This is a genomic window from Methylosinus sp. R-45379 (genome assembly GCF_001644125.1).
GTDB lineage: Bacteria > Pseudomonadota > Alphaproteobacteria > Rhizobiales > Beijerinckiaceae > Methylosinus.
Genome location: NZ_LUUM01000275.1, coordinates 1 through 25806, shown reverse-complemented (window position 1 = coordinate 25806; position 25806 = coordinate 1). Strand labels below are relative to the sequence as shown.

18 protein-coding genes are annotated in these 25806 nt (G+C 65.4%); 9 read left to right on the top strand and 9 right to left on the bottom strand.

All coding sequences use genetic code 11. From position 1 onward, the window contains the following. Positions 1 to 569: 569 nt before the first annotated feature. From A1351_RS25485 to A1351_RS17900, 9 genes are all read right to left on the bottom strand, one after another. Positions 570 to 2381 carry a serine/threonine-protein kinase gene (locus A1351_RS25485; RefSeq protein WP_198162450.1) on the bottom strand — a complete coding sequence of 604 codons (1812 nt, stop codon included), beginning with the start codon at positions 2379 to 2381 and terminating at the stop codon, positions 570 to 572. 64 nt (positions 2382 to 2445) lie between these two features. Then, positions 2446 to 3246, bottom strand: coding sequence for a PP2C family serine/threonine-protein phosphatase (locus A1351_RS17935; protein ID WP_064033617.1), 801 nt, complete (start codon positions 3244 to 3246; stop codon positions 2446 to 2448). Then, positions 3243 to 3929 carry a type VI secretion system-associated protein TagF gene (tagF, locus tag A1351_RS17930; protein ID WP_064033616.1) on the bottom strand — a complete coding sequence of 229 codons (687 nt, stop codon included), beginning with the start codon at positions 3927 to 3929 and terminating at the stop codon, positions 3243 to 3245. Before tagF ends, A1351_RS17935 begins: the two co-directional genes overlap by 4 nt. A 10-nt stretch (positions 3930 to 3939) precedes the next feature. Beyond that, complete coding sequence (gene tssM, locus A1351_RS17925) at positions 3940 to 7488, bottom strand: type VI secretion system membrane subunit TssM (protein WP_064033615.1); 3549 nt, start codon at positions 7486 to 7488, stop codon at positions 3940 to 3942. 11 nt (positions 7489 to 7499) lie between these two features. Beyond that, entirely contained in the window at positions 7500 to 9017 is a 1518-nt protein-coding gene (gene icmH / locus A1351_RS17920; protein WP_024878089.1) for a type IVB secretion system protein IcmH/DotU, read from the bottom strand. Further along, complete coding sequence (gene tssK, locus A1351_RS17915; RefSeq protein ID WP_024878088.1) at positions 9014 to 10354, bottom strand: type VI secretion system baseplate subunit TssK; 1341 nt, start codon at positions 10352 to 10354, stop codon at positions 9014 to 9016. Before tssK ends, icmH begins: the two co-directional genes overlap by 4 nt. Positions 10355 to 10373: 19 nt before the next feature. Further along, positions 10374 to 11768, bottom strand: coding sequence for a type VI secretion system-associated FHA domain protein TagH (tagH, locus tag A1351_RS17910; RefSeq protein WP_024878087.1), 1395 nt, complete (start codon positions 11766 to 11768; stop codon positions 10374 to 10376). Between the two features lie 46 nt (positions 11769 to 11814). Then, a complete protein-coding gene (locus A1351_RS17905) occupies positions 11815 to 12381 on the bottom strand; it encodes a hypothetical protein (RefSeq protein WP_024878086.1) in 567 nt (188 codons plus the stop codon). 10 nt (positions 12382 to 12391) lie between these two features. After that, positions 12392 to 14227, bottom strand: a complete 1836-nt coding sequence (locus tag A1351_RS17900; RefSeq protein ID WP_024878085.1) for a type VI secretion system Vgr family protein — start codon at positions 14225 to 14227, stop codon at positions 12392 to 12394. A 49-nt stretch (positions 14228 to 14276) separates the two neighbouring features. Here A1351_RS17900 and A1351_RS17895 point away from each other — a divergent pair, with 49 nt between their 5' ends. The 9 genes from A1351_RS17895 to tssH all read left to right on the top strand — a co-directional run bounded on the left by A1351_RS17895 (position 14277) and on the right by tssH (position 25711). Continuing rightward, on the top strand, positions 14277 to 14879 hold the full coding sequence (locus tag A1351_RS17895) for an OmpA family protein (protein WP_198022726.1): 603 nt from the start codon (positions 14277 to 14279) through the stop codon (positions 14877 to 14879). 6 nt (positions 14880 to 14885) lie between these two features. Beyond that, entirely contained in the window at positions 14886 to 16448 is a 1563-nt protein-coding gene (locus A1351_RS17890) for a type VI secretion system ImpA family N-terminal domain-containing protein (RefSeq protein ID WP_024878083.1), read from the top strand. Positions 16449 to 16615: 167 nt separating this feature from the next. Beyond that, positions 16616 to 17155 carry a type VI secretion system contractile sheath small subunit gene (tssB, locus tag A1351_RS17885; RefSeq protein WP_024878082.1) on the top strand — a complete coding sequence of 180 codons (540 nt, stop codon included), beginning with the start codon at positions 16616 to 16618 and terminating at the stop codon, positions 17153 to 17155. Continuing rightward, positions 17152 to 18675 carry a type VI secretion system contractile sheath large subunit gene (gene tssC, locus A1351_RS17880; RefSeq protein WP_024878081.1) on the top strand — a complete coding sequence of 508 codons (1524 nt, stop codon included), beginning with the start codon at positions 17152 to 17154 and terminating at the stop codon, positions 18673 to 18675. Before tssB ends, tssC begins: the two co-directional genes overlap by 4 nt. Positions 18676 to 18746: 71 nt before the next feature. Further along, a complete protein-coding gene (locus tag A1351_RS17875; protein ID WP_018267378.1) occupies positions 18747 to 19229 on the top strand; it encodes a type VI secretion system tube protein Hcp in 483 nt (160 codons plus the stop codon). Positions 19230 to 19323: 94 nt separating this feature from the next. Continuing rightward, positions 19324 to 19896, top strand: a complete 573-nt coding sequence (locus A1351_RS17870) for a type VI secretion system baseplate subunit TssE (protein WP_083967406.1) — start codon at positions 19324 to 19326, stop codon at positions 19894 to 19896. A 3-nt stretch (positions 19897 to 19899) separates the two neighbouring features. Then, positions 19900 to 21864: a type VI secretion system baseplate subunit TssF gene (tssF, locus tag A1351_RS17865; RefSeq protein ID WP_024878079.1), complete on the top strand. Its 1965-nt coding sequence runs from the start codon at positions 19900 to 19902 to the stop codon at positions 21862 to 21864. After that, on the top strand, positions 21861 to 23072 hold the full coding sequence (gene tssG, locus A1351_RS17860; protein WP_051465355.1) for a type VI secretion system baseplate subunit TssG: 1212 nt from the start codon (positions 21861 to 21863) through the stop codon (positions 23070 to 23072). The genes tssF and tssG overlap by 4 nt, the downstream gene beginning before the upstream one ends. After that, positions 23069 to 25711, top strand: a complete 2643-nt coding sequence (gene tssH / locus A1351_RS17855; RefSeq protein ID WP_024878077.1) for a type VI secretion system ATPase TssH — start codon at positions 23069 to 23071, stop codon at positions 25709 to 25711. The genes tssG and tssH overlap by 4 nt, the downstream gene beginning before the upstream one ends. The last annotated feature ends 95 nt before the right edge of the window (positions 25712 to 25806 follow it).

The window sequence follows — 25806 nt, the reverse complement described above, 5'->3', positions numbered from 1 at the left end:
CGACCTCCCCCCTCGAGGGCTATCGGATTCGCACATCGCGAAACGCTGCAGCCGTCATGGCCGGGCTTGTCCCGGCCATCCACGCCAAGCAGCTGAGAAATCGTGGGAAAGCGCCCGCTATCAACGGATTCATCCCACGGACGCCCCACCGGAGCTTCGGCGTCACGCCAAGCTTTCAAGACGCCTCGGCGTCCTGGCGTGGATGGCCGGGACAAGCCCGGCCATGACGTCGCGGGGGCGAGGGGGAGGTGGAAACGCCTCTTCGAGGAATGGTCGTCGCACGATTGATCGGCCGGCGCATGTCCCCCTCTCCCCGCGAGCGGGGAGAGGGATGGGGTGAGGGGCTCAGGGCGTGAGGCCCAGCGGAAAACGCCCCGGCCCCTCATCCTCACCTTCTCCCCGCTTGCGGCGAGAAGGAAGGCGGCGAGGGCCGCGCGAAACGATCGATCGAAAATCCCTATCATCGATCGCGCCATGAGCAACCTCCGCCCGGCGCAACGCCGGAAAATGCGAGCTTCAAACTCCGAGGTCGAAAAATCTCGGGGCTATTTCGCCGGCCCCGGCGGCGTTCAGCGCCCCGAGACCAGCGACACATATTTCAGCGCCACCGCGGGCGGCGGCGACGCATTGGCGAGCTCCTCGGCGAGCTTCGCGAACACTTCTTTGGCGGTCGCCGCGCGGGCGGCGCCGGCCAGGGAAATGGGCGTCGCGCCGGCGATCGCCACCAGCAGCACAGGGCCGGGCCTTGTGGCGCGCAGCTCCATCGCGAAGTCGCGCCGTCCGGGCTCCTGTCCGAGCCGAGCGCTGAGATCATTCACCAGTCCGTCGTCATCGACTATGAGAAAACGCACATGTTCGGCGCGCGTCTCGATCGCGCCCTCGAGCTTGTCGCCGCTGCGCTGCAATTGCGTGCGCGCGACGTCGAAACGCAGAGGCTCGCGCGTGGCGAGAAATTTCTTGGCGAAGCCGAGCGCGGGACATTGCGGCGCCGTCACCTTGCGGACGCCGATCGCGGCCGGAACGCCCATCGCGTCCTTGAAGGATTTGTCGAACGCGTCGAAGGGCTCGCGGCCGCGGCCATAGCCGTCGATCTGCACTTCGCCGGCGGCGATGTCGCCGACGACCGCGAGGAAACAATCGCCGCCGTCGAAATCACGCGCATATTCGCGCAGCCGCACGAAAGGATCGGGCCGAGTCTCGACGGGCTTTTGCGGCTCCACGACGGGCGGCGGAGGTTCGGCGGCGGTAACGTCGGTCGTCGGAGGCGTCTCGGCCTGCGTGGTCGCGGTTGGCTCCTCGCGATGAAGATAGCGCCAGCTGCCGAAGCCTGCGGCGGCGAGCCCGATGATCGCGACGAGAGAGCCGATAAGGACGCCGGCGCGCCGCGGTTTCTTCTCCTCGGCGGTCTCAGCGGGCCTCGCCGGCGGCGGAAGCGGCGCGGCGCCGAGCGGAACTGGAATCGGCGGAGGGGCCGAAGATATGGGAGTCGGGCGCGCCCCACGCGGCGCGAAGACGGTGGAGCCGCGCTCGTCTGCGTCAGGCGCCCAGGCGGCGAGCTCGGCCATGCTGCGCGGCCGGGCCTCGGGGTCCGGCTGCAGCATTGCGGCGATGATCGGCCGCATCATCGGATCGATGGCGGAAAGATCGGGAAGGACGCGGCGGCGCTCGATCACCTCCACCTGCGTGCCGTCCATCGGCAAAGGCTTGCCGATGAGGCAGGCCGCGAGCACCAGGCCGAGACTGTAGATATCGGAGGCCGCGCGCACATCGCCGCCGAAGAGGCCGAGCTGCTCCGGCGAGACATATTTGTATTTGCCGGCGAATCCCGAGCCGATCACCGTGCTGTCGCCGACCCGCAGCGAACGCGCTATGCCGAAATCGATGATGCGCGAGCGGGCGATGCCGGTCTCCGGCACGATGATATTGTCCGGCGAGACGTCGCGATGGACGAGATTCTGCTCATGCGCGGCCTGCAGGCCGGCGGCGATGCGGCGCATCAGCGCGAGAACCTGCGGCGCCGGCAGCGGGCCGCGGTCCAAAATATCGGAGAGCGGCTGGCCCTCGACGAACTCCATGGCGAGATAATGCCGCCGGAGCTGGGGCTCCAGCGTGAAGCCGAAATAGCGCACGATCGCTTCATGATGAATGCGGCGCAGCGCCAGCGCCTCATTGCGGAACATGGCCAGCACGGCCTCGTCGCCGGCGAGCTGATCGCGAATGAGCTTTATGGCGACCGTGTCGCCGGTCTCTATCTCATGGCCGCGATAGACATCGCCCATGCCGCCCGCCTTCAGAAAGGCGTCGATCTCGTAATTGGCGTTGAGCCGCGTGCCGGGCGGCAGGGCGCCGTGGATCGATTGGACATCCGGCGAGTAAGACATGTGATCGCTCTGAAATTCCGGCTCTCGCATGAGCATGAATGATAGGTGGTCCGCGTGAATGTCTTCAACGCGGCCTTGTCGTTTCTCTGGACTCCTCCCGTCCCGGACGCAAGCGGGTCGGCTCCTCCTCCTGCTGTCGATAGGCGGCGACGAGCACTGTCACATTGTCGGTTCCGCCGCGCGCCAGCGCCAGATCGATCAGCGCGCGGCAGGCCTCCTCCGGCGCGCGGCCGCTGGCGCGGCCGGCGATCTCCGCCGCCGAGAGATGGCCGGTGAGACCGTCCGAGCAGAGCACGAACATATCGCCCTCGAACAGCTCGCCATTGACGAAATCGAGCGCCAGCGTCTCGCCGGCGCCGACCGCGCGGGTGATGACATTGCGGCGCGGCCAGTTGCGCGCCTCCTCGGGCGTGAGCACGCCATCGGCGAGCAGCTGCTCGGCCTCGGTATGGTCGATGGTGATCTGAACGATATCGCCGCCGCGCAGCAGATAGGCGCGGCTGTCGCCGGCCCACAGGCAGGCGTAATAGCGGTCGAAGGTCAGCAGCATCACGACGGTGGAGCCCATCGTGCCGACCCCGCGCAACGCCGCCTGCCGCTGGATATCGCGATGCGCGCCTTGCAATGCCGCCTCGCATTGCCGGCGCAGCTCCGCCGCCGCGCCCTGTGGCGCGACGCGGCTCAGACTGTCGACGACCACAGCGCTCGCCGTCGCGCCAGCGGCGTGGCCGCCCATGCCGTCCGCCACGGCGAAAAGGCCCATATGCGGCTTGGACAGGAAATTATCCTCATTCTCCGCGCGCACCCGGCCCTTGTCGGAGAGCGCGAAGGCGCGCATCGGGCGAAGATCGGCCATGCCGCTCATGGCTCGCTCGCCGCGGGCGCGAAGCGGCCGGAGATCATGGCCGAAAAGATCGCCGGATCGGGCATGCCGGTCGAAGCCAGCGCGTAAGGCTCGAAACCCTCGCCGCCTTGCGTCCACCAGAAGCTCTGATCGGCGACGGTGCGGGCGCGGGCGAGCGCCTCGCGGGCGGAGCGGCAGGCTTCGCCGAAGCCCGCCTCGCCGACGCGAGCCGCGGCCGCCCTCGGCGTGACGAGACGCGCCTGCGGCTGCTCCAGCGCCGGCGCGGGCAGAGTCTCCAGCGATTCCAGCACCGATTCGAAGGCGACGCCCTGCTCCAATGTCGAGAGCAGGAAATCCTCGAGCGTCGCGAACCAGAGGTCCTGCGGATCGGCCTCGGGCGGCGGCAGCGCCTCGCCCGCCTCGGCGAAAAACGCGACGCTGAGCGGGAAATAGCGACCGACGCCATCCACCGACGGCATGAAGGCGCCGAGCGTCGTCACGCCGCCGCAGAGCTGCGGGCCGAGCCAGAAGCGCCAGATGGGCGCGGTGAGATAGGCCGCCTGCCAATCGCCGCCGAGCTGCGCGCGGCTGGAGGCGACGCCGCTTTGAATCCACGGCTCGAAGGCCGAGAGAAAGCCGCGCGCCGCGCCCTGGGACACGAAATCCCGCTTCGCCTGCAGCTTGCCGAACAATCCGCGCCGCATTCCACGTCCCTCACAATTGCGTCGGGCAATGGAATTCGGCGAGCGCCGGCAGAGTGAGCGGCTTCAATGTGGAGCCCGCCTGAAAGCCGAAGCTCAGCGTCTGCTTGCCGAGCGAGAAGGTCGCGTTGAGCCGCTCGCCGGCATAGGAGCGGCCGGCGGCGTCGAGCAGGCGGAACAGCGCCCAGCCGCCGAAGCGCTCGAGCACGATGGGCGCCGCCGCCGGCGCCGAGCCGTCCGCCGCGGCGGTCTGGCTCGGCGCGAGCTCGGTGGCGAGGCTCACGGCCGCGCGGCCGCCGCCGGCGCCGGGCCATTGGATCGCGCGCGGCGTCACCGAGGTTCCGGCGACGGAGGTCGCCTCTTGGCCGTTCACCTCGAATTTCGCCGTGCGGCCCGCGCCGCTCAGCGGCGGCGGAAAGACGGTGAGCGCGAGATTGGGCATGTTGCCGCCCGACGGGAAGAAGGCGTCGCGGATCTGCGCGGCGCGCTGAAACTCGCGCAGGCTCGCCGCCGAGAGCCGTGCGGTCAGCGGATATTCCGGCCGGAAACTCCAGGGCGTCTTCGCCGTGTCGACATATTTGGCGAGCGACTGCTTGAAGAAGCTGTCGAGTATGCCACTCGGCCCGAACAGCCGGCCGAATTCGGCGAGGCCGATCTCGCTGGCCGCGCCCTTGACGAAAGGATAGCGCCCCGGCGTCAGCTGCTGGCAGGAGGTCGCGACCTGCTCGCGAAAGGCGCCGGTCAGCCGGATCAGCTCCGAATCGAGCACGGCGCGATCGAAATCGGAGGCCGCGCCGGTGAGCATGGGGCGGAAGGGTTCGGGCAGCCGATCCGCCGTGCCGCGGAATTTCTTCAGCTGCATGGCGAGCGCCGCATTCGCCTGCGGCGAATTCTCCGGCAGAGTCGCGCCGACGACGAGATTGTCCTTTATGTCGTTCAGCTCGGCGAGCAATTCGTCGATCGGCTTGCGCGGTCCCGAGCCATCCAGCCAAATCTGGAAGGGGACGAAGCGCTTCTCGATCTCCTCGCCCGGCGGACGGTCGCCGCGACCAGGGAAGAGGTCGCTCAAAGCGATCTGCGGCGCGGCGGCGCCTTCCTTGGCCGGCGCTTCCTTGCGCAGCTTGCGCTCCTTGGTGAGAGACGTCTCCTCGACGACAGATTCGAACAGCGCCTTCAATGGCGAGTTGGAGGCGGTCGCGGCGCCGAGCGCGCGATATTGCGGCTTGTCGGCGTTGAGGCGCTTCATCTTCAGCCGGGAGAGCGCGCTGCGCCAGCCGGCGTCGAAATCGCGGCCGTAGAGCGCGAGCAGATCATTGCCGAGCGAACGATATTCGTCGCCGAGCGTCTCCTCCTCCCCCGGGCGCCCGAGCACCCAGCGCTCCTTGCGCACGCGGTCCGAGATGCCCGGCAGCCCGCGCAGAAAGGCGCGCCGGAAACCCTCGTAAGTGTAGAAGCCCGGCACGCGGATCGAGTCGAGATCCTTGCCGCTCGTCTCCTCGAACAATTGATCGAACAGAAGACCGCCGGCGCCCGGCGCGGTCCAATCGGCGATGTCGAGCGTGCGCGCTTCGGACTTCAGCAGCTGATAGGCGCGCTCGGAGAGCTTCAAGCGCGCGAGAGTCTTCTGGCTCTCGTCGATGAGCGTCTGATTGGGATGGACGAGCAGCTCACCATTGTCGAGCTCGAGCATGGCGTCGAGATGCTGCTCCAGCGCCTTGGCGTTGTCGGCGAGCGGACCGCGGAAGAGATTGTCGCGCCAGTCGCGCCGCTCCCATGCGAGGATCGCCTCGCGATCGACGGGCGTGCGCGCATGGCCGAGCATCAGATAGACCTTCAGCGCCTCATAGATGAAGCCCGGATCGTCGCGATGCTCCTCGAGCAACTCCTCGAGGCGGAACAAGAGACGCGGCCGCAACAGACGCTCGAGCGCGAGGCGATAGGAAGCGACGGAAGCCTCGACGAGACGCGGCCGCTGGCCGAAGCCCAATCCTTCGAAGAAGGATTCGGGATCGCCCCGATGGGCGTAGCCGGTCGGCGCGTCGCGCAGCTTCTGCAACAGGCCGAGAATCTTGCCATAGTCGCGATCCTCGACGACCATTTGCCGCGTCAACGGATAGGCGGCGTCCGCCGCATATTCGCGCGCCAAAGTCTGCGCGGTCGCCGTCAATTCGGCATTGGCGGCGTAACTCTTCCACATCGCGAAGCCCGCGCCCGTGCTGATGAGCGCGATGAGCGCGAAGGCGGCCGTCTTCAGGACGAAGCCGCGCCGCACCGCGCGCGGATCGGTCGACACCCAGGCGGCCTCGCCGATAATGACCTTCTCGACGAGATCATAGAGAAAGAAGCTCTTGCCGAAGCCGCGGAAGCCGATGCCGCCGACATCATGCGCGCCGAAATTCTTGACCAGCGCATTGATGAGCTGATCGATCGGTGTGCCCTCCTGCGTGCCGGAGGTGAAATAGAAGCCGCGCAGATTGGCGTTGGAGTGATAGCGCGTCGGCTCGAATATGGCGTTGAGGAAATCATGCACGGGACGCTTGAGCGCCGCCATTTGCGCGGGGAAGCCGTAGAGCGCCACGCGATTGGCGGGATTGGGCTCCTCCTGCAAACGGTCGAGCATGTTCTGATTCAGACGCTCGATCAGCGCATCGAACTCGCGCGGAATATCGGCGACGAGATTGAGCTTCTTGTCCGCCGTCTGGAAGGTCGCGCCGAAGACGCTCTGCAATTTGTCATTGTCGAGATTGGCGAAGAATTCGGTGAAGCCGGCGACGAGATCGGCTTTGGTGAAGACGGCGTAGACGGGAAAATCCACCTTCAATCGTTCGTGCAGCTCTAGCAGGCGGGCGCGAATGGCGCGCGCATGGGCGGCGCGCTCCTCGCGCGAGCAGAGCAGCAGATCTTGAACGCTGATCGCCACCAGCACGCCATTGATGGGCTGGCGTGGGCGATGCTTTTTCATGAGATCGAGAAAGGAGAACCAGCTGCGCTTGTCGAGCGCGGCGTCGGAATCCTGCGTCGTGTAGCGGCCGGCGGTGTCGATGAAGACGGCGTCCTCCGCGAACCACCAATCGCAATAGCGCGTGCCGCCGGCGCCGGCGATCGCCTCCGGCGTCGCGCCTCCCGCGAGCGGAAAACGCAGGCCCGAATTGACCAGCGCGGTCGTCTTGCCGGCGCCGGGCGGGCCGATGATGACATACCAGGGCAGATCGTAGAGATAGGTGGCGCCGCCCTTCGCGGATTTCTTCAATGTCGCGAGCGCGTCCTTCATGCGCTCGTCGAGCACGATGGAATCGTCTTCCGCCTCGGCCTCGGCGACGCCATTGGCCAGCGATGCGGCGTTCTTGCGCCGACGCCAGAAGGAGAAGCCCGCGACCGAGGCCGCAATGGCGACGATCAGCACGATGACGATGTCGCGCACGATCTCATTCTCGAGCGGGCGCCAGCTCCCGAAGGCGATGAAAGGCCCGGCGAGATAGATGATGCTCGAGATCGACGCGAGGCCGAGGCCGAGCAGAATGATGCGGACGATGTCGCCCTTGACGCCGGGCTTCTCGGACATTGGGAGTTTCCTCAGTCTATGCGGCTGATGAGCACTTCGACGCGCCGATTGAGGCGCCGTCCGGCTTCATTGGCGTTGTCTGCGATCGGCTCGGACGGGCCGCGGCCGGCCTCCGAGACGCGCGAAGGATCTTTGAGCAGAGGCTTCAGCAGCGCCGCGACGGCGCGCGCGCGCTCCTCCGACAGACGCTGATTGTCGCGGAACGGATTGAGCGGGCTCAAGGGCTGATTGTCGGTGTGGCCGATCACTTTGATCGGCCCTGTCTCGCCTTCGATCGCGCGCGCGATGCGCTCGGCGATGGGCGAGAATTGCGGCAGCACCGCCGCCTTGCCGGATTGGAACAGAACCGCGTCGCCGACCTTGATCTGCACCCATTTGCCATTGCAGGTGACGCTCACGCCGTCGCCCACTTGCTCGCCGATGCGCTTGCATTGCACGGACGGTTTCGGCGGCGGCTCCACGCGCGGCAGATTCAGCCGCTCTTGCAAGGCGATCTTGGTGGAAGGATGCAGCGTCTCGATTTCCGCGGCGACCGATTCGCCGATTCCGCCGAGCTTTGCGCGGAGGCCAATGAAGACGCCGAAGAGCAAGAGCGTCGCCACCGCCGCGCTCGCCCATACGGGCAAGACGAAGCCTTTGCGGCCGAGCGGCAGCGCCTGGCCCTTCCAGCGCGGCGAGAGATCGAGCACTTGCTTCGGCCGCACGCGGCGCAGCAGCTCATAGAGATTGCGCTGGATGTATTGCAGCTGATTGGGTCCGCCCTCGGCGGCGCGATATTGGCCCTGAAAGCCGAGCGCGAGGCAGACATGCTGCAATTCCAGCACGTCGAAATTGGCGCTCGGATCGCGCTGCAGCCATTCGAGCTGCTTGAAGAAATTCACGCCGCCGAGACGCTCGCCGAAGAAGCGCGAGGTCATGCTGTAGCGCGTCCACAAATGGCGGTCGTCGGTCGGTATGTTCTGCACGATGTCGTCTGCCGTCGCGCAAATGAGATATTTGGCGACGTTCGCCTGCTCCGGCGTGACGCCGGCGCTGCGGATATCCTTGTCGAAAAAGGCGACGGCTGCGGCGACCTGCTCGAGCAGGCTCTCGAGATCGGCGCTGAGCGCGGCGACGCGCAGCCGCCCGAGCAGATGCAGCAGCGGGCCGGCGGCGCGCAATATGGGATTGGGATGCTGCGCGACGAGCGCGTCGAAATCCAAATCCTCGGCGCGCTGCAAGGGCGCGGCCGCCTGCTGCTGCTGCCCGCGGCCCGTCACCCAGGCGTCGGGCGCCGGCGCGCGTGGCGCGCTCGCGGTCTCGAAGGGCGAGGGCGCGAATTGGCCGTAAGGGTGCTCGGCCGGGCGCGGCGCGCCGAAATCTTGTTGCGGAGCATAGGCGGGCGCCGTCTGCGGCGTGTAGCCGGGCGTCGGCGGAGCGGGCGGGGGCGGCGCGGCGGGGCGCGGCGGCGGGCGACGCCCGCCGGGATTGGGCTGAAAGACCGTGCGGTCGCCGCCGGAGGAGCCGAAAGGATTGTCCTTGTCGCTCATCTCTTATCCTCCCGAATGGCCCAGAGCTCGAGCTCGAGATCCGGCCAATCGCCCGAGAAATGCAGGCCGATCGCGGCGGCGACGCTGAAATCGGGCCACAGCGGGCTCTTCTTGTCGATGTAGAAATACACATGATCGCCGAGCAGGCGGATCTGCGGCGGCGGCGACGGCCGATGCACGATCGGCACGCCGGGGAGATTGTAATGCACGATCTCGTTCATGCGCGTATCGGGACCGATCTTCAGCAGATTGGGAAATTGCATCTGTATCTCGCTGAGCGGACGCCGCGACGACACTTCCAGATAGAAGGAGGCGTTCTGGAACAGCGAGCGATCCTTGATCGGCGATTTGAACGCGTTGGGCGCGAGCTGCTGCAGCTCGAGGCGAATGGCGCGATGATCGGCGTCCTTGCTGAGGAAGTCCTGCAGATCGCGCAGCACCGGCTCGAATGTGTTCTTCAGACTGTCGTGGTCATAGGCGCGATAGCTCGGCGCGCGGCGATCGGCGGCGCAGAAAGTGGCGAGCTCGCCGGCGAGCGAGACGAGGAACACATAGAGCCGCTCTGGATGCAGATGATTGGCCGTATGCTCGAAATGCTGGAGCGCCGGTATAGCGCGATTGAGCGTCTGCAGCAGCAGATAGTCGCGATTCTGCAGGCCGCCGCCGGCGGTGGGATCGGCGGCGTAGCGCGCGATGGATTCGAGCTTGTTCTCGATCCAGCCGATGACGCGATTGAGCCAGCCGACGACGACGTCATGCGCGCGGCAGATCAGCACGGTCGGCGCGAATTCGGGATCGAGCAGCACGGCTCCGTTCTCGATCTTCACGATGCGCGCGATGGGTAGATTATTGTAGCCGCGCTTGCGCTCGCTCTCGAGATGCAGCTCCATGCGCGGATGCGCGACCTCTATCTCCTCCTCCACGCGCAGCTCGGATGTGGAGTCGATGAAGGTCTCGGAGGCATGGAAATAGCGGCTCGCGGAAACGCTGTCGCGCCGCGCCACCTCGCGCGTGTTGGGCGAGGCTTCCGGGAAGGCGAGCCAGACGATGCGATTGGCGATCTTGTCGTCGATCGGCAGAGGCTCCGGCAGCTCTTCCTTGCCCTCTAGCTGAAAGGGCGTGCCGTCCTGCATCACGCCCCATGCGGCCTCCAGCCCGAACTTGCCGCGCTGCGCGAGACCATGGTCGATGTCGAGGCGCGAGAAGCCCCAGGAGAAGGGCGCGAGATTGCGCGTGCGGGCCGTCGTCGCCCATTCCAGATAGCGGTCGCCCTGCTGGAAGTGGTGCGGGCGCAGGAACAATCCTTCGCTCCACACGACCTTGCTGCGCCAAGACATTTGCTCCCCCTGTGTATTTTTATTTCCGGGCGTCGGCCCGGTCGTAGCAGTCGGCGAAATTGCGCATGAAGGCGTCGGCGAGCTTGTCGCCCGAGCGCGGGCTCATCGCCGTCCAGCGCTCGACATAGCGGTCCCACAGCCGCGCCTTGCGCGAGCCGACCAGCGAGGCGATGCCGCTGTCCTTGCCCTGCGCTCTCTCGAGGCTCGCGGGATCGAGGCTGTCGCTCAGCATGCGCATCGCCTCCTGCATGGCGGCGTAGGTGCGCAGCTCATGCGCCTTCACATCGACGAAGGCCTGGGCGAAGGCGGGGCCGGCGGAGAGATAGCCCGGCCGCGGCGGACCTAGCACAATGCGCAGCGCCTCTTCCGTCGTCGGCGCGAATTTCAGCGGGTTGTTGCCCTGCGCCTCGATGATCGTATGGCTGGCGCTGCGCGTCAGCCGCTTGGCCTCGGCGCGGGCGCGCAGCAATTGCCGCGTCTCCTCGGCGATGAGCCGCGTCAGCGCTCCGAGCTGCTCGCCGAGCTGCGCCGGCGTCGCGCCGGCGAAGGTCTGCTCCGGCAGGTTCAGCGCGCGCGCAAAGCTCGTCAGAAATTCGGCATAGGCGCCCTCGGTCCCCGGCGCAGCGGCGGCAGGGGTCGGCGGCGGAACGGGCGCGGCGGCGATCGGCGCAGAAGCGATCGGCCCAGGTGCAGCGAGAGGCGCAGGGGCGGCGAGAGGCGCGACGGAAGGCGCCGGAGCTGGCGGAGGCGAGCCCCAGTCGACAACGGGCGCGGGAGTCGACGCGGCCGGCGACGGCGCGCCCCAAATGTCGTTCGGCGCGGCGAGTGGAGCGGCCGCGGCCGGCTGTGGCGGCTCGCCCCAAAAGGAGGCGGGCGCGGGGTCGGCGGAAGGTCGGCGCGGGGTCGGCGCTATCGGCGTCGCCACATCGGCGACATGGTCGATCCAATCGGTCTGCGGTCCGGGGTCGAGCCGGCGCGGATCGAGCGAGCGTGGATCGATGGGGGGCGGCGCCGGCTCCGAGGAGCTCCAGAAATCGTCATAGGCCGGAACCGGCTGCGTCGACGAGACGGCGGCGGGCTCGAGGGCGGGCGCGTCGCCCTCCACATGCGCCACCACGACATATTCGCCGATATAGAGACGATCGCCATCGCGTAGCCGATAGGGCGATTGCACGCGATTGTCCGGATGATTGACGAAGGTGCCGTTCATCGAGACATCGGTGAGATAATAGCTGCCGTCGCGCGGCGCGATCTCGCAATGGCGCCCCGAGATGAAATGGTTTTCGTCCGGCAGGCACCAGTCGAGATGCTGATTGCGGCCGATGTCGATGCTGCGGCGGCCTTCCGCGACATAGGTCAGCGGGCCGCCGTCCGGCCTTCGGCTGAAATTCTCGATCGTCAATGTCAGGCGCATTCCCCGATGGCTCCCTCAGCGGGCCGCGAGCCCGCGCCTCATAGCGTCACGACCGTTGAAGATCGCCGAGCGCGCAACGCAGCGCCGCCTCTATCCATCCGGTCTCGACGGCCTCACGGCGATCCCCCGCAATGGCGCCGAGCGCGATCAGCACCGCTCCGCGCGCCGCCTGCGCCGTGGCCTGCGGCGGCGGCTCCAGATAAAAGGCGGGATCGGGCGAGACATTGCCGCCCGACCATCCCGCCGCTTGCGCGACCCAGGCCGCGGCCAGCGATTTTCGCGCCTGCGCGGCCTCCTCCAGCGCGCGCCGGCGCCGCGCCTCGCTCGGCTCGCTCACCCATTCCTCCGCCGCCTGCAGGCAGCGCAGCGACACGGCGTCCGCCGGCTCCGTCTGCCGCACGCAGCGCGCCGCCCACCACACCGCCTCGCGCCGCGCCAGAAGATAGGCGCAATAGGACAAGGCCGCGCGACGATCGCCCTCCTTGGCGAGACGGGAGACGAAACCTGCGGAAGGCTCCTCGCAGCTCTCGATTCCGACGTCGACCTCCGCCGTGGGAAAAGCGGCGTAGAGGTCGCGCACGGTGGCGAAGCGTATCTTGCTCGGCGCGCTCACCCTCTCCCCCTCAGTTCAGATCGATCTTGGCGGCGGACAAAGCGATCGCCGTCGAGCTGATCTCGATCTTGCTTGGCGTCAGCTTGATCGAGCTCGCGCCCGTCTTCAGCGTGATCGTGTCGCCGAGCGATTCGATCGTTATGCTCTGATCGACGGTCGTGGCATCCTTGCCGCCATGAATCGTCGTCTTGCGCGAGCCGGACTCCAGCGTCAGCTCGTCGCCGCCCTGCTTCAGCGTCGTCTTGCGCGAGGCGCCGCCGCCGGAGAACGCCTCGCCGATCTCGGTCGTCTCGGAATTGCGAATCACCACCTCGTGATCCTTCTCGGCGTGCATGCGGATCTTCTCCGAGCTCGCCTTGTCCTCGAACATGAATTCATTGTAGCCGCCATGGCCCTTCGAGGAGTCGGATCTCAATCCCGACTGCGTGTTGTTGTCCGGCAGCCGATAAGGAAATTTATTGCCGCCATTGTAGACGGCGCCGACGACGATCGGCTTGTCGGGATCGCCCTCCAGAAACTCGACGACCACCTCCATGCCGATGCGCGGAATGAATTGCGCTCCCCAGCCAGGGCCGGACCATAGCTGCGCGACGCGCATCCAGCAGGAGCGCTTGTCCTCGCGGTCCCAATGGAAGCGCACCTTGATCATCCCATGGCCGTCGGGATCGGTGTCGATCTCCTCGCTGTCGGCGTCCTTGTCGCGTGCGACCACCTTCGCCGTCTGCGGCCCATGGACGAGCGGCCGTGGCGTCACCAAGGGCGCGCGAAACACGCGATCGACCGGCTGAAGCTCGTAATTGCCGTGATAGGGCTGACGCCCGTCGAGCCCGCCTGCGGAGCGAAACGCCTCATCGGCGAAATGATGCGAGCAGCGGACGATGAGATATTGCTTGTTCTCCGCGCCGGTCGGATGGCGCTCGAGCGTGGCGAGCCCGCCTGGAAAGAGATTGGCCGCCTGGCCGGATGCGTAGCGGCGATAATCGATCGCCTGCTCGGCGCCGAGCCTTGCGTCCGCATAGAGGCGCCCGTCGTTCGCATTCTGATATTTGCCGGGATAATCGTAATATTCGTAGGTCGTCGCGCGCGCGTAGCGCTCGGAGCCCTGCGTCGTGGCCTTGAGATTGGAGCCGGGCTCGCGAAACGCATAATCGCGCAGCTCTATCTTGCCGGTGCGGAAGCGCCGCTCCGACGACCAGGAGAACAGCGCCTGCTCCTGCTGCGTGAGGCCGGCCAGCGCATTGGCGAAGATGATGGAGGCGCCGCCCTCTATCGCCTGATGCGAGGAGCGCGAGTCGGACAGAACCAGCGTGTGCGCGCCTTGCTCATGCTTGAAGTAATAATAGATTCCGTGCTGCTCCATGAGCCGCGAGACGAAATCGAAATCGGTCTCGCGATATTGCACGCAATAGTCGAGCTTCGGATAGTTGCCCTTGGTCGCGTTCTCGATCGTTATGTTGCGCTCGCCGAGCACGTCGGAGACAATGGCGAGCGCGGACTTGTGATGAAAGATCCGGCAATTGGTCGTGCGCGTCAGCAGCCATAAGGCCGGCCGCAGCACGAAACGATAGACATAGAGATCCTCGAAGGCGCCGATCGCCTGCGCTTCCGCGACGATTCCGTTGAAATGACGTTTCGGACGATCGAGCAGCGTCAGAGCCACTGTGCAGTCGCGGCCGAGCAGCTGATCGAAATCGACATTCGCATCGGGACTCACCGTCTCGATGCGAATCTCGAACAGCTCGCTCAATCCTTCCGTCGCGTCGAGCGCCGTGATCGCGAGCTTGTCCTTCCCCAATGGAGTGGACAGGATTGCGATGCGGCCGTCCTGAATCAATATCTCAGACATGGTGCATCCGAAGCTCGAAACGGTCCAGGAAAGCGAAACGGGTAAGCCCTTGACGATACGTAACGGCAAAAATAGTGTCGAGAAGTATTTTTGCGCCGAGGACGACATATTGGGACGCAAGCTTCTTCTCGCTCTCGCATTGTCGGCGGCCGCGGCGTGCGCGCCGTCGACTCTTAGCCGCGCCGATGACGCGCCGGCCTATTCCGCATCGGATATCGTTCGACATTTCGCCGCGGAGCCGTCCTTCGGAGCGTCGCGCTCGCTGTGCATCGGCGCAGCGGCGGATTGCCCCGGCGATGCAGAGAAAGCCACGCGGAGCGAGAGCTTCGACCTCGAGGTGACATTCGAGCTCGGCTCCGATCGGCTGACGGCGCCAGCGCGCAAGAATCTCGACGAATTCGCCAAGGCGCTGCGCGATCCGGCGCTCGCCGTGCGACATTTCCATGTCGACGGACATACGGATGCGCGCGGCCGCGACGAGACCAATCTGCGGCTGTCGCAACGTCGCGCCGAAGCGGTGCGCAACTATCTGGTTTCGGCGGGGATCGACGGCGCGCGGCTCAACGCGCAGGGCTATGGCCGCACGCGGCCGAAGGCGCGCGATCCGCTCGACCCGGCCAATCGCCGCGTCGAAACCCGCGCGGAGGATTGAGCCGCCATGGCGATCGTCGATCCGGCCTTTCTGTCGTCGCCCGTCACCGAGGCGGACCCTTGCGGTCCCGATCTCGACGAGAACGGCGACGCCGCTTTCATGAATTTCTTCGCCTTTGCGCCGTTTCAACTTCCCGAGACCTTCTTTACCGACGGCCGGCCCTTCGACCCGACCGACAATGAATTCCGAGAAGCCATAGAATACATACCGGCGATGCTCGCCGATGTGATGAAGCGCACACGCGATCTGCGCCTCATGGTTTTTCTGGCGCGTCTCGCCATACTCAAGCGCAACCTCGACGAGTTCGTCGACACGATCGCAGCCATGGCGACCTTGCTGGAGCGCTATTGGGACGGCGTGCATCCGCGTCCCCGCGACGGATCGGTGAAGGCGCGCGCCGATATTCTCGATGAGCTCGACGTCTCCGTCGTGACGATCTCGCTGCAATTCGTCACGCTCCACACGGATCGGCGCAAGGGCATTGTCGCCTTTCGCTCAACCGTGCTCGCCGAGCAGGAAAAGGCGGCCGAAGGCGCGGAGGGCGGCGAGAAGCCCGCGGGCGGCCGCATAGCGGCGATGACGCAGGAGCAGATCGTGCGCACCCTCGCCGACGCCGGCGAGGAGGTCGTCGCGGCGACGCGCGCCAGCTTCCAGCGCCTCGAGGCGGCGCTGAAAAATATTCGCGCGCGTTTCGCCGAGCATACGAGCGGCGCGGAGACGCCGGAATTCGGCGCGCTGCTGAAGGTCGTCGGCGGCGTGCTGACGTTCTTTTCCTTGGCGTTTCCCGATCCGACGGCGCCGGAGCCGGAAGACGGAGAGGAAGCAGGCGGGGAGGCGCAGCGCGGCGCCATCGGCTGCGCCGCGGACGCGCGCCGCGCGCTCGATGCGGCGAAGGATTATTTCTGCCTCTTCGAGCCGTCCAATCCGGCCCTGCCGCTGGTCGCGCAGGCGATTGCGCTGCAGGGCAAGACATTCATCGAGGTTCTCGCGGCTCTGCTGCCCGACCGCCATTCCTATGCGCAATTTTCGATCGGCGGCGAGAATGCGTTCAAGCTGGCCATCGCGCCGCTCGGCGACATGACGCCGACGCGCGCCGAATATTTCGACGAACGCCAGACGCCGCGCAAGACGCGCCGCCGCGTGGCGCCGCCGGCGCCGTACGAGGAGCCGGCGCCCTTCGAGGAAGAGCGACCGGAGCCGGAGAATATAGAGCAGGAGGCGCCGGCGAGCCCGGAGGAGCCGGATGCGGCGATGAGCGACGCCGCGCAGGACGGATACGCGGAATCGAGCGAGATAGAGGCCCCGGCTCCGATCGTCTTCGCCGAGCCGGGGCAGCCCGAGCCCCAGCAGGAGGCGATCGAATATGCCGAGGATTATGAGATCGACGCTCCGAGCTTCTCGGCGACGACGCGTACGCATGCCTTGCTGCTGCTGGACGACATAGCGCGCTACTTCCGCATCGCCGAGCCGTCGAGCCCGATTCCTTGCCTCATCGATCGCGCCCGCGCGCTCGCCGACAAGGACTTCATCGCCGTGCTCGGCGCCGTGCTCGAACGCGAGGAGAGCTGACGGCCGTCGCAAGATTGACATGAGTGTGCGCCATCACACAGCGATTTTAAGTGGTTCGATGAGTATACGGAGGGCAGCGCGAACACGAGCCGACTCGGCGCGTCCACGGCTTGACAGATTCGCGATGCTCGGCTTCTCTATCGCGAATTCATAAAGGATAATTGTATATGGCGAAGATGAGTGGGCAGAAATTCATCGCGCGCAACCGCCCTCCGCGAGTTCAAATCGAATATGTCGATCCGACCGCCGACGAGAAGGTCGAGCTTCCCTTCGTGATGGGCGTGCTGGCGGATCTCTCCGGCAACTCGCCCGGCCACGGCAAGGAAGACTTCGACAAGGGAACAGCGGCGACCCGCAAGTTCGTCGAGTTCGACATGGATAATTTCGACGAGCGCATGAGCTCCGAGCATGGCGTTCGTCCGGGCGTCAGCTTTCACGTCGACAACAAGCTTTCCGAGCAATCGGGCGAGAAGCTGAGCGTGAAGCTCGATTTCAAGAGCATGGCCGATTTCAGCCCCGCCGCCGTCGCCAAGCAGGTGCCGGTGCTCGCCGAGCTGCTCGAGGCGCGGCAGAAGCTCGCCAATCTGCGCGTCTATATGGACGGCAAGGACGCCGCCAACCAGCAATTGCGGGCTCTGCTGAAGGACCCGCAAAAGATGGAAGCGCTTAAGGAATTCCTCTCGGCGACGCAATCGGGCGACAAATGAGCGAGGCGCAAGTGACCACAGAGCTCACACAGACCGAAGCCGCTGTCGCCACGACGGGCGGCGAACTCGACGAATTTCTGCAATCGCTGAAGCAGAGCTTCAAGCCGCCGAAGGACGAATCGGCGGCCAAGGAGCAGAATGCGCGCGTCCAGGACGCGATCTCGATCTTCGTCAATCAGGCGTTGTCCAACACGGACGCCGTCATCAAGGACGATGTGCTCGACACGATCGAGCGGCTGATCGCCTCCATCGACGAGAAGCTGACGGCGCAGCTCAACGAGATCATCCACGCCGAGGAGTTTCAGAAGATCGAGAGCGCTTGGCGCGGGCTGCATCATCTCGTCTACAGCTCGGAGACGGACGCGACGCTGAAGATTCGCGTGCTGAATATCTCCAAGACCGAGCTCTATCAGCATCTGAAGGACTACCCAAAAGCGAAATGGGATCAGAGCGAGCTGTTCAAGAAGGTCTATGAGGAAGAATATGGCCAGCTCGGCGGCCAGCCCTATGGCGCGCTCGTCGGCGACTATTATTTCAGCCATCATCCGACCGATGTGCAGCTGCTGCGCGATCTCAGCAAGATCGCCGCGGCCGCCCATGCGCCCTTCATCACCGCCGCCGATCCGAGCCTGATGCGCATGGACAGCTGGAACGAGCTGTCCAATCCGCGCGACATCGGCAAGGTTTTCGACACGCCGGAATATGCCGCCTGGAAGAGCCTGCGCGATTCGGAGGACGCCAAATATCTCGGCCTCACTTTGCCGCGCGTGCTGGCGCGCCTGCCCTATGGCGCGGCGTCCGAGCCGGTCGAGGAGTTCGGCTTCGAGGAAGACACGGACGGCCACAAGGGCGAGAATTACGCCTGGATGAACTCCGCCTATGCGATGGCGGCGAACATCACCCGCGCCTTCAAGGACCATGGCTGGTGCTCGCGCATTCGCGGCGTCGAATCGGGCGGCGAGGTCGAGGATCTGCCGACGCATACTTTCCCGACCGACGATGGCGGCGTCGATCTCAAATGCCCGACGGAGATCGCCATCAGCGACCGCCGCGAGGCGGAGCTGGCCAAGGCCGGCCTGATGCCGCTCATCCATCGCAAGAACACCGATCGCGCGGTGTTCATCGGCGCGCAATCGCTGGCGCGTCCGAAGGAATACAATAATGACGCGGACGCCACCGCCTCCAGCAATCTCGCGGCGCGCCTTCCTTATATGTTCGCAGTGTGCCGCTTCGCACATTATCTGAAGGTCATGGTGCGCGATAAGATTGGCTCCACCAAGGAGAAGGAGGAGCTGCAGAGATGGTTGCAGAACTGGATCGTCCAATATGTCGATGGCGACCCGACGAACTCGTCCGACGAGGTGAAGCGCAAGAAGCCTCTCGCCGGAGCGAAGATCACCATCGTCCCGAATGAGGAAAATCCAGGATATTATTCCGCGACATTCGAGTTGCGGCCCCATTATCAGCTGGAAGGCATGAATATCGGAATGCGCCTCGTTTCCCGTCTCCCGATCAAATAGGGAAGACGGCGAGGATCGCGAAACGCGATTTCATGCATCGATCTTTCGAACGCGATCAAAGGATATAGACAATGGCTACCGATATTTTCCTCAAGTTCACTTCCAAGGTCGAAGGCGAATCTTCCGACAGCAAGCACAAGGGCGAGATCGAGATCTCGAGCTATGGATTTGGCGTGACCAACCAGGGCACCTCTGGTCACGGCGGCGGCGCCGGCGCCGGCAAGGCGGATTTCCAGGATCTGCATTTCACCAAATCCGTCGACAAATCCACGCCGAACCTTCTCAAATTCACCGCTGAGGGCAAGCATTTCGAGGAGGCGCTGATCACCGTCCGCAAGGCCGGCGGCGGCCAGCAGGAATATCTCAAGATCACGCTCAACGATGTGTTCATCACCTCCTATCACAGCGACGGACACAGCGGCGCGGTGCCGTCGGAGAGCTTCACGCTCAACTTCACCAAGGTGAAGCTGGAATACAGCCCGCAGAAGGCCGACGGCTCGCTGGAGCCCAGCATCAGCGGCGGCTACAATGTGAAAGAGAACAAGTCGTTCTGACAATGAATGACGTGTCGGCGGCGCTCGCGCGACGGGGCCGCCGACCGTATGTCGCATCGCTCGCCGCTACGCGACGCCGCGCGGGAAAAGCTCAATGACCTCCTCGACGACGAGCGTTCGCCCGGCGGACCGGCTCAGCCCGCCTCTCATGCATGTGTTTCGCGCCGCGAATCGCGACCGCCGCGAGCAGGCGCGCGAGACGGCAAGACGCCAGGCGCTCGCCCGCGAGGGCGGAACGCCGGAGCCGGAGCGCAAGACGCGGCCGCAGCGCGCCCCCATCAATGAGCAGGAGCTGAAGGCGGAGGTCGAGCACGACGTCGCCGCGCTGATGAATCACGTCTCGATGGATTCGACGATCGATCTTTCGTCCTTCGCGCGCGTGCGCGGCTCCATCCTCAATTACGGATTCCCCGATCTCGCCAATCGCACCATGGACGAGCTGGAGGCGCGCGATCTCCATGGCGAGATCATTGCCGTGCTGAAGCAATATGAGCCGCGCCTCATTCCCGGCTCGGTGCGCGTCACGCGCGACCGCTCGCCGGAGGCGCTGCAGGAGATTCGCTATATCGTCGACGGCCATCTCCTCTGCCAGCCGCTGAACGTTCCCATCGAGTTCGTCGCCAAATTCGAGGAAACGACGGGCAAGCTGCATCTCACGCGGCGCTGAGCGATGAATCGCGAATTCCTCGATCTCTATAATCGCGAGCTCGATCTCTTCTACGAGCACGCCGCCGAATTCGCGGAAGAATATCCAGAGATCGCCAAGCGTCTCGGCGGGCTCATTCGCGACCGCACCGATCCCATGGCCGCCGGCCTTCTGGAAGGCGCGGCCTTTCTCGCTGCGCGCGTGCAATTGAAGATCAAGCACGAGTTTCCCGAATTCGCCAATAATCTCTTGGAGCAGCTGGTTCCGCATTATCTCGCGCCGACGCCCTCCGCCATGCTGGTGAAGGCGTTGCCGAAATATGGCGACTCCGCGCTCGCCGACGGTCGCCTGTTTCCGCGCGGCTCGCAGATCGACGCCACCTATCTCGAGGCGGATAAGGAGATCGCCTGCCGCTACACGCTGACGGCGCCGATCCGCCTTTGGCCCTTCTACATAAAATCCGCCGAATATTTTACCAGCGCCGCCGCGCTGCAGCCGCTCAAGATCAATGTGCGCCGCGAGACGGTCGCCGGCATGCGCATCACGCTCGCCGTCGCCGCGACGTCGGACCCCGCCGATGACGCGCGCGAGAAGGCCGCGCCGCCGCAACCCTGGTCGCTGTTCAGCGACAATAAGGCGACGGAGCTGCCCTTCCATCTCGCCGGCGCCGAGGCGCACGCCAATGCGATCTATGAGCAGATCTTCGGCCATTGCACGGGCGTGTGGTTCCGCTACGTCGACGCCAATAATGACGCCACCGTCATAGAGGCGCCGAAGGACTGTCTCCGGCAGCTCGGCATGGATGAGCAGGAATCGCTGCTGCCGCGCGACGATCGCATCTTCCGCGGCTTCGATCTGCTGCATGAATATTTCATGTTCTCGCGCAAGTTTCTCGGCTTCGAGCTCGCGCTCGATCGCGAGAAAGTGACGAGCCGCCTACCCTCGCGCGTGATCGACATCATCTTCGGATTCGACGAGGTCAATAGCGCGCTCGCCGCCAGCGTGCAGAAGGACATGTTCGCGCTCTATGCGGCGCCGGCGGTCAATCTCTTCGAGATGGCGACCGATCGCGTCTCCATCAAAGCCAATCAGCACGAATATCATGTCGTGCCCGACAAGAGCCGCTATCTCGATTATGAGCCGCATCGGCTCATCGACGTCTTCGCGCATTTTCCCGGCAGCGTCGAGAAGCGTCCCGTGCGGCCGCTCTACGCCTCATCGACCGATCTGCGCGAGAAGAATGCGCTGCAATACACCATTCGCCGCACGCCGCGCCGGCGCACGATCGAGGAGAAGCGCTACGGACCGGCGGGCGATTATTTCGGCACGGATCTCTTCATCTCGCTGAGCGACACCGGCGCGCTGGACGAGACTATCGGCGTCGCGGAGCTGAGCATTCGCGCGCTCTGCTCCAACCGTCATTTGCCCGAGCATTTGCCGATCGGCCAGAACCGCGTCGACTTTCGCCTCACCGATGACGTCGAGCTCGATCTCGTCTGCGTCGCCGGTCCGACGCGGCCGGGCGAGCCGCTCGTCTCCTATCAGCGCCGCCGCGCCGAGACCGCGCATATGGGGACCGTCTCCTGGCGGCTCATCAATATGCTGAGCCTCAATCATCTCGGCCTCACGGAACGCGAGGCGGGCGATAATGCGCGCGCGCTGCGCGAGATATTGACCACATTCACAGAGCCCAATGACGCCGCTGGCGAGAGGCGCGTGCGCGGCGTGCTGTCGGTGGACAGCCGGCCGGTCGTGCGGCGCATTCGTTGCGGCGGCGGCGTCGGTCCGGCGCGCGGCACGGAAGTCAGCGTCACGCTGGACGAGAAGGCCTTCGAAGGAACCGGCGCCTTTCTGCTCGGCGCGATCCTCGATCGCTTCTATTGCGAATATGCCGCCTTCAATCATTTCACCCAGCTCGTTCTGCGAACGACCGAGCGTGGCGAGATCATGCGCTGGCCGGCGCGGCTCGGCGCGCGGAGGGCGCTTTGAGCTATTTCGAAAAAATGCGGCGCGAGCCCTGGCGCTATGATTTTCTCGACATGATGCGCCGCGTCGAACGCAGCCTCGGCCAGCGGCTCGAGGGCGACAGCGTGTTCGCGCAGCCGCGTCCGCGCATCGGCGACAGCGCCACGCGCCGCGACGAGGTCGTGCGGCTCGGCTCGGAGCAATTTGCGCGCGAGGTCGCCGTCTCCTTCGGGCAGGAGGCCTGGATGGCTTTTCCAGGCTCGACGCTGCGCGAGATCGCGCCGCGCTGGAACCGGCCGCTGCCGCCCGCCGACGTCATTGCGCGGGCGGAGACGCCCGCCGAGCGCGTGCATATCGTCTCAGCCTTTCTCGGCCTGCTCGGCCCGCAGGGGCCGCTGCCTTATCATCTGACAGAGGAAGCCTTCGCCTATGTGCAGGCGGAGGATACGTCCTTCGTCCATTTCCTCGATCTCTTCAACAATCGCTTCATCCAATTGTTCTTCCGCGCCTGGGCCGATTCGCGTCCCATCGTGCAGGCGGACCGGCCGGAATATGATCGCTTCGGCGCCTATGTGACCTCCATGATCGGCGTCGGCTCGCAGGCCTTCGACACCACGCCGGCGAAGCATGATGGCGCGCGCCGCGAGAGCTTCATACCGGAGGGCGTCGGGCTCTATGCGGGCTTGCTCGGCCCACAGGTGAAATCGGCCTCGCGTCTGCGCCAAGCGATTCGCGGGATGCTGCACGTCGAGATGGAGATCGATGAATTCATCGGCTCCTGGCTGGAGTTCGACGCGCGCGAGCGTTCGCATCTCGGAGGCCGCAACAGCACGCTCGGCGTGGATTTCCTCGTCGGCGCCGCGTCCTTCAGCGTGCAGGACAAGATTCGCGTGCGGCTGTTCGTCGCCGATATGGCGCAATATCGCAAATTCCTGCCGGTCGGCGACGATTGCGATCGGCTCGTCGATATTTTGTTTTTTTACGTCGGCGACGAGATCGATTGGGATGTCGAGCTCGCCGTGCCGGCGCGCTGCGTCGAGCCCATTCGGCTCACATCCGATTCCGCCGCGGGGCCTGCGGGCGGCGCGCGGCTCGGCTGGACGAGCTGGCTCGTCGACGAAAATGCATCGAGGAAAGACGGCTATCGGGCCGATGCGCGTTTCCAGCCTGCGGAGCGCAAGAGGCATGAGCGCGAAAAAGCCAGACGCGAAGCGGAGGCGATGAAACCATGACCGACATTGGACTCGAGACAGTCACCGGCAAGCTCAATCTCGTCGGCTTCGAGACGATCGCCAAAGCGCATCGCCAAGCGAAAAGCCTCGGCAATCGCTATGTCGAACTCGCCCATTGGCTGCTGCATATGCTGGAGAAGACCGGCTCCGACGTCGATGTGATCGCCGATCATTTCAACCTCGATCGCGCCAAGCTGCTCCTCGACGTGGAGCGCGCGATCGGCGCGCTGACGCCGAGCCAGACGGAGACGCCCTATTATTCCGGCGCGGTGATCGAGGCGCTCGACCGCGGCTGGCACTATTCCACGCTCTTCTTCGCCGAGGCGCAGATTCGCACCGGCCATGTGCTCGTCGGCGTGCTGAAGACGGATCGGCTGCGCGCCGCGCTGCTCGCCGTCTCGCGCGAATTCGGCAAGATCGCCGTCGATGCGCTGCTCGACGAGCATAAGAAGATTCTCGCGCGCTCGGACGAAGAGAATCTTCGCCCCATAGACGGGAGCGGCCTCGCGCCGGCGAGCGGCGGCGGCGGCGGCGCGGCGGGCGATACGCGCGGCCAGACGGCGCTTGATCGCTTCTCGCAGGATTTGACCGCGAGAGCGCGCTCCGGCGAGATGGATCGCATATTGGGCCGCGACGAGGAGATCCGAAAAATCGTCGATGTGCTGATGCGTCGGCGGCAGAATAATCCGATCCTCACCGGCGAGGCCGGCGTCGGCAAGACGGCGGTGGTAGAAGGATTCGCGCAGGCGATCGTCTCCGGCGACGTGCCGCCGCCGCTGCGCGACGTCACTTTGCGCGCGCTCGATGTCGGGCTGCTGCAGGCCGGCGCGTCGATGAAGGGCGAGTTCGAGCAGCGGCTGCGCTCCGTCATCGACGAGGTGCAGAAATCGCCGAAGCCGATCATTCTCTTCATCGACGAGGCGCATACGCTGATCGGCGCCGGCGGCGCGGCCGGCACGGGCGACGCCGCCAATCTGCTGAAGCCGGCCCTCGCGCGCGGAACTCTGCGCACCATCGCCGCGACGACCTGGAGCGAATATCGCCAATATTTCGAGAAGGACCCGGCGCTGACGCGGCGTTTCCAGCCGATCCAGATCGACGAGCCGGACGCCGCGCGCGCGGCGGCGATGCTGCGCGGCATTCTCGCGCCTATGGAAAAGCATCACGGCGTGCGCATTTCCGACGCCGCGATCACGGCAGCCGTCGCTCTGTCGCAGCGCTACATCCCCGCGCGGCAATTGCCGGACAAGGCGGTGAGCCTGCTCGACACGGCGAGCGCGCGCGTCGCCATCAGCCAATCGACGACGCCCGCCGCCATCGCCGACAAGCGCGTCGAGATCGACCATCTCGCGCAGGAGAAGGCGTCGCTGCTCGCCGATCGCGATCTCGGCGCCGACACGCGCGCGCGGGTCAATGAGATCGACGATGCGATAGCGGCGGCGAAGGACAGGCTCGGCCTGCTCGAGAGCGCATGGGACCACGAGAAATCCATCGTCGAAGACGTGCGCTCGCTGCGCGAGATTCTCGGCCAGACGGAAGACGAAGCCGCGCAGGAGAACGAGCGCGCGAAGCTGACGGAAAAGCTCGGCGCATTGGCCGCGCTCGATCCCGAGACGCGCGTCATTTATCCGCATGTCGATGAGCAGGCGGTTGCCGCCGTCGTGTCGGACTGGACCGGCATTCCGGTCGGGCGCATGGTGAAGGACGAGATCGAGAACATCCTTCGCCTGCCGGAGATATTGAACAAGCGCGTCGTCGGCCAGAGCCATGGCCTCGCGATGATTTCAAAGCGCATCGAGACCAATCGCGCGCGGCTCGACAATCCCAATAAGCCGATCGGCGTCTTCATGCTGTGCGGCCCCTCCGGCGTCGGCAAGACCGAGACGGCGCTGGCGCTCGCCGAGGCGATCTATGGCGGCGAGCAGAACATCATCACCATCAACATGTCGGAGTTTCAGGAGGCGCACACGGTCTCGACGCTGAAAGGCGCGCCTCCCGGCTATGTCGGCTATGGCGAGGGCGGCCGGCTCACCGAGGCGGTGCGGCGCAAGCCCTATAGCGTCGTGCTGCTCGACGAGATCGAGAAAGCGCATCCCGACGTGCATGAGATTTTCTTCCAGGTCTTCGACAAGGGGCAGATGGAGGATGGCTCGGGGCGGCGCATCGATTTCAAGAACACGCTCATCATCCTCACCTCCAATGTCGGAACCGATCTCATCATGGAGCTCGGCGCCGATCCCGCTTATCACGACGATCCGGAAGCGCTCGCCGCCGCGCTGCGGCCGGAGCTGCAACGCGTCTTCCCGCCGGCGCTGCTCGGGCGCATCGTCACCATTCCCTATTTCCCGCTGTCGCCGGATATGTTGTCCGGCATAGTGCGGCTGCAATTGAACCGCATCGGCAAGCGCATCGAGGAGAATCACAAGGCGGCCTTCGTCTATGACGACGCCGTGGTCGATCACATCGTCGCGCAATGCAACGATCCCGATTCCGGCGGGCGCATCATCGACAACATCATCACCAACACGCTGCTGCCGTCGCTCTCGCGCGAATTCCTGAAGCGCTCGCTGGCGAAGGAGGAGCTGCGCGAGGCGCGGGTGACGGTGAGCGCGGGGGCGTTCGGCTTCGAATGGAGATGAGCGTCCGCCCGAGCGGACGCGATAATTCTCGGTGAGAGCCGACCTCCGGATCGCCTCGGCGGGCTTGTGGCCGAGGCAGGGCGCTCGGGTGAAGG

Bases quoted from the DNA above. Each gene is read 5' to 3' on its own strand.
- icmH (WP_024878089.1), bottom strand. From the start codon at position 9,017: ATGAGCGACAAGGACAATCCTTTCGGCTCCTCCGGCGGCGACCGCACG.
- tagH (WP_024878087.1), bottom strand. From the start codon at position 11,768: ATGCGCCTGACATTGACGATCGAGAATTTCAGCCGAAGGCCGGACGGC.
- tssM (WP_064033615.1), bottom strand. From the start codon at position 7,488: ATGTCCGAGAAGCCCGGCGTCAAGGGCGACATCGTCCGCATCATTCTG.
- tssC (WP_024878081.1), top strand. From the start codon at position 17,152: ATGAGCGAGGCGCAAGTGACCACAGAGCTCACACAGACCGAAGCCGCT.
- tagF (WP_064033616.1), bottom strand. From the start codon at position 3,929: ATGCGGCGCGGATTGTTCGGCAAGCTGCAGGCGAAGCGGGATTTCGTG.
- A1351_RS17890 (WP_024878083.1), top strand. From the start codon at position 14,886: ATGGCGATCGTCGATCCGGCCTTTCTGTCGTCGCCCGTCACCGAGGCG.
- tssK (WP_024878088.1), bottom strand. From the start codon at position 10,354: ATGTCTTGGCGCAGCAAGGTCGTGTGGAGCGAAGGATTGTTCCTGCGC.
- A1351_RS25485 (WP_198162450.1), bottom strand. From the start codon at position 2,381: ATGTCTTACTCGCCGGATGTCCAATCGATCCACGGCGCCCTGCCGCCC.
- tssF (WP_024878079.1), top strand. From the start codon at position 19,900: ATGAATCGCGAATTCCTCGATCTCTATAATCGCGAGCTCGATCTCTTC.
- A1351_RS17875 (WP_018267378.1), top strand. From the start codon at position 18,747: ATGGCTACCGATATTTTCCTCAAGTTCACTTCCAAGGTCGAAGGCGAA.
- tssB (WP_024878082.1), top strand. From the start codon at position 16,616: ATGGCGAAGATGAGTGGGCAGAAATTCATCGCGCGCAACCGCCCTCCG.
- A1351_RS17870 (WP_083967406.1), top strand. From the start codon at position 19,324: ATGACCTCCTCGACGACGAGCGTTCGCCCGGCGGACCGGCTCAGCCCG.
- tssH (WP_024878077.1), top strand. From the start codon at position 23,069: ATGACCGACATTGGACTCGAGACAGTCACCGGCAAGCTCAATCTCGTC.
- A1351_RS17900 (WP_024878085.1), bottom strand. From the start codon at position 14,227: ATGTCTGAGATATTGATTCAGGACGGCCGCATCGCAATCCTGTCCACT.
- A1351_RS17935 (WP_064033617.1), bottom strand. From the start codon at position 3,246: ATGAGCGGCATGGCCGATCTTCGCCCGATGCGCGCCTTCGCGCTCTCC.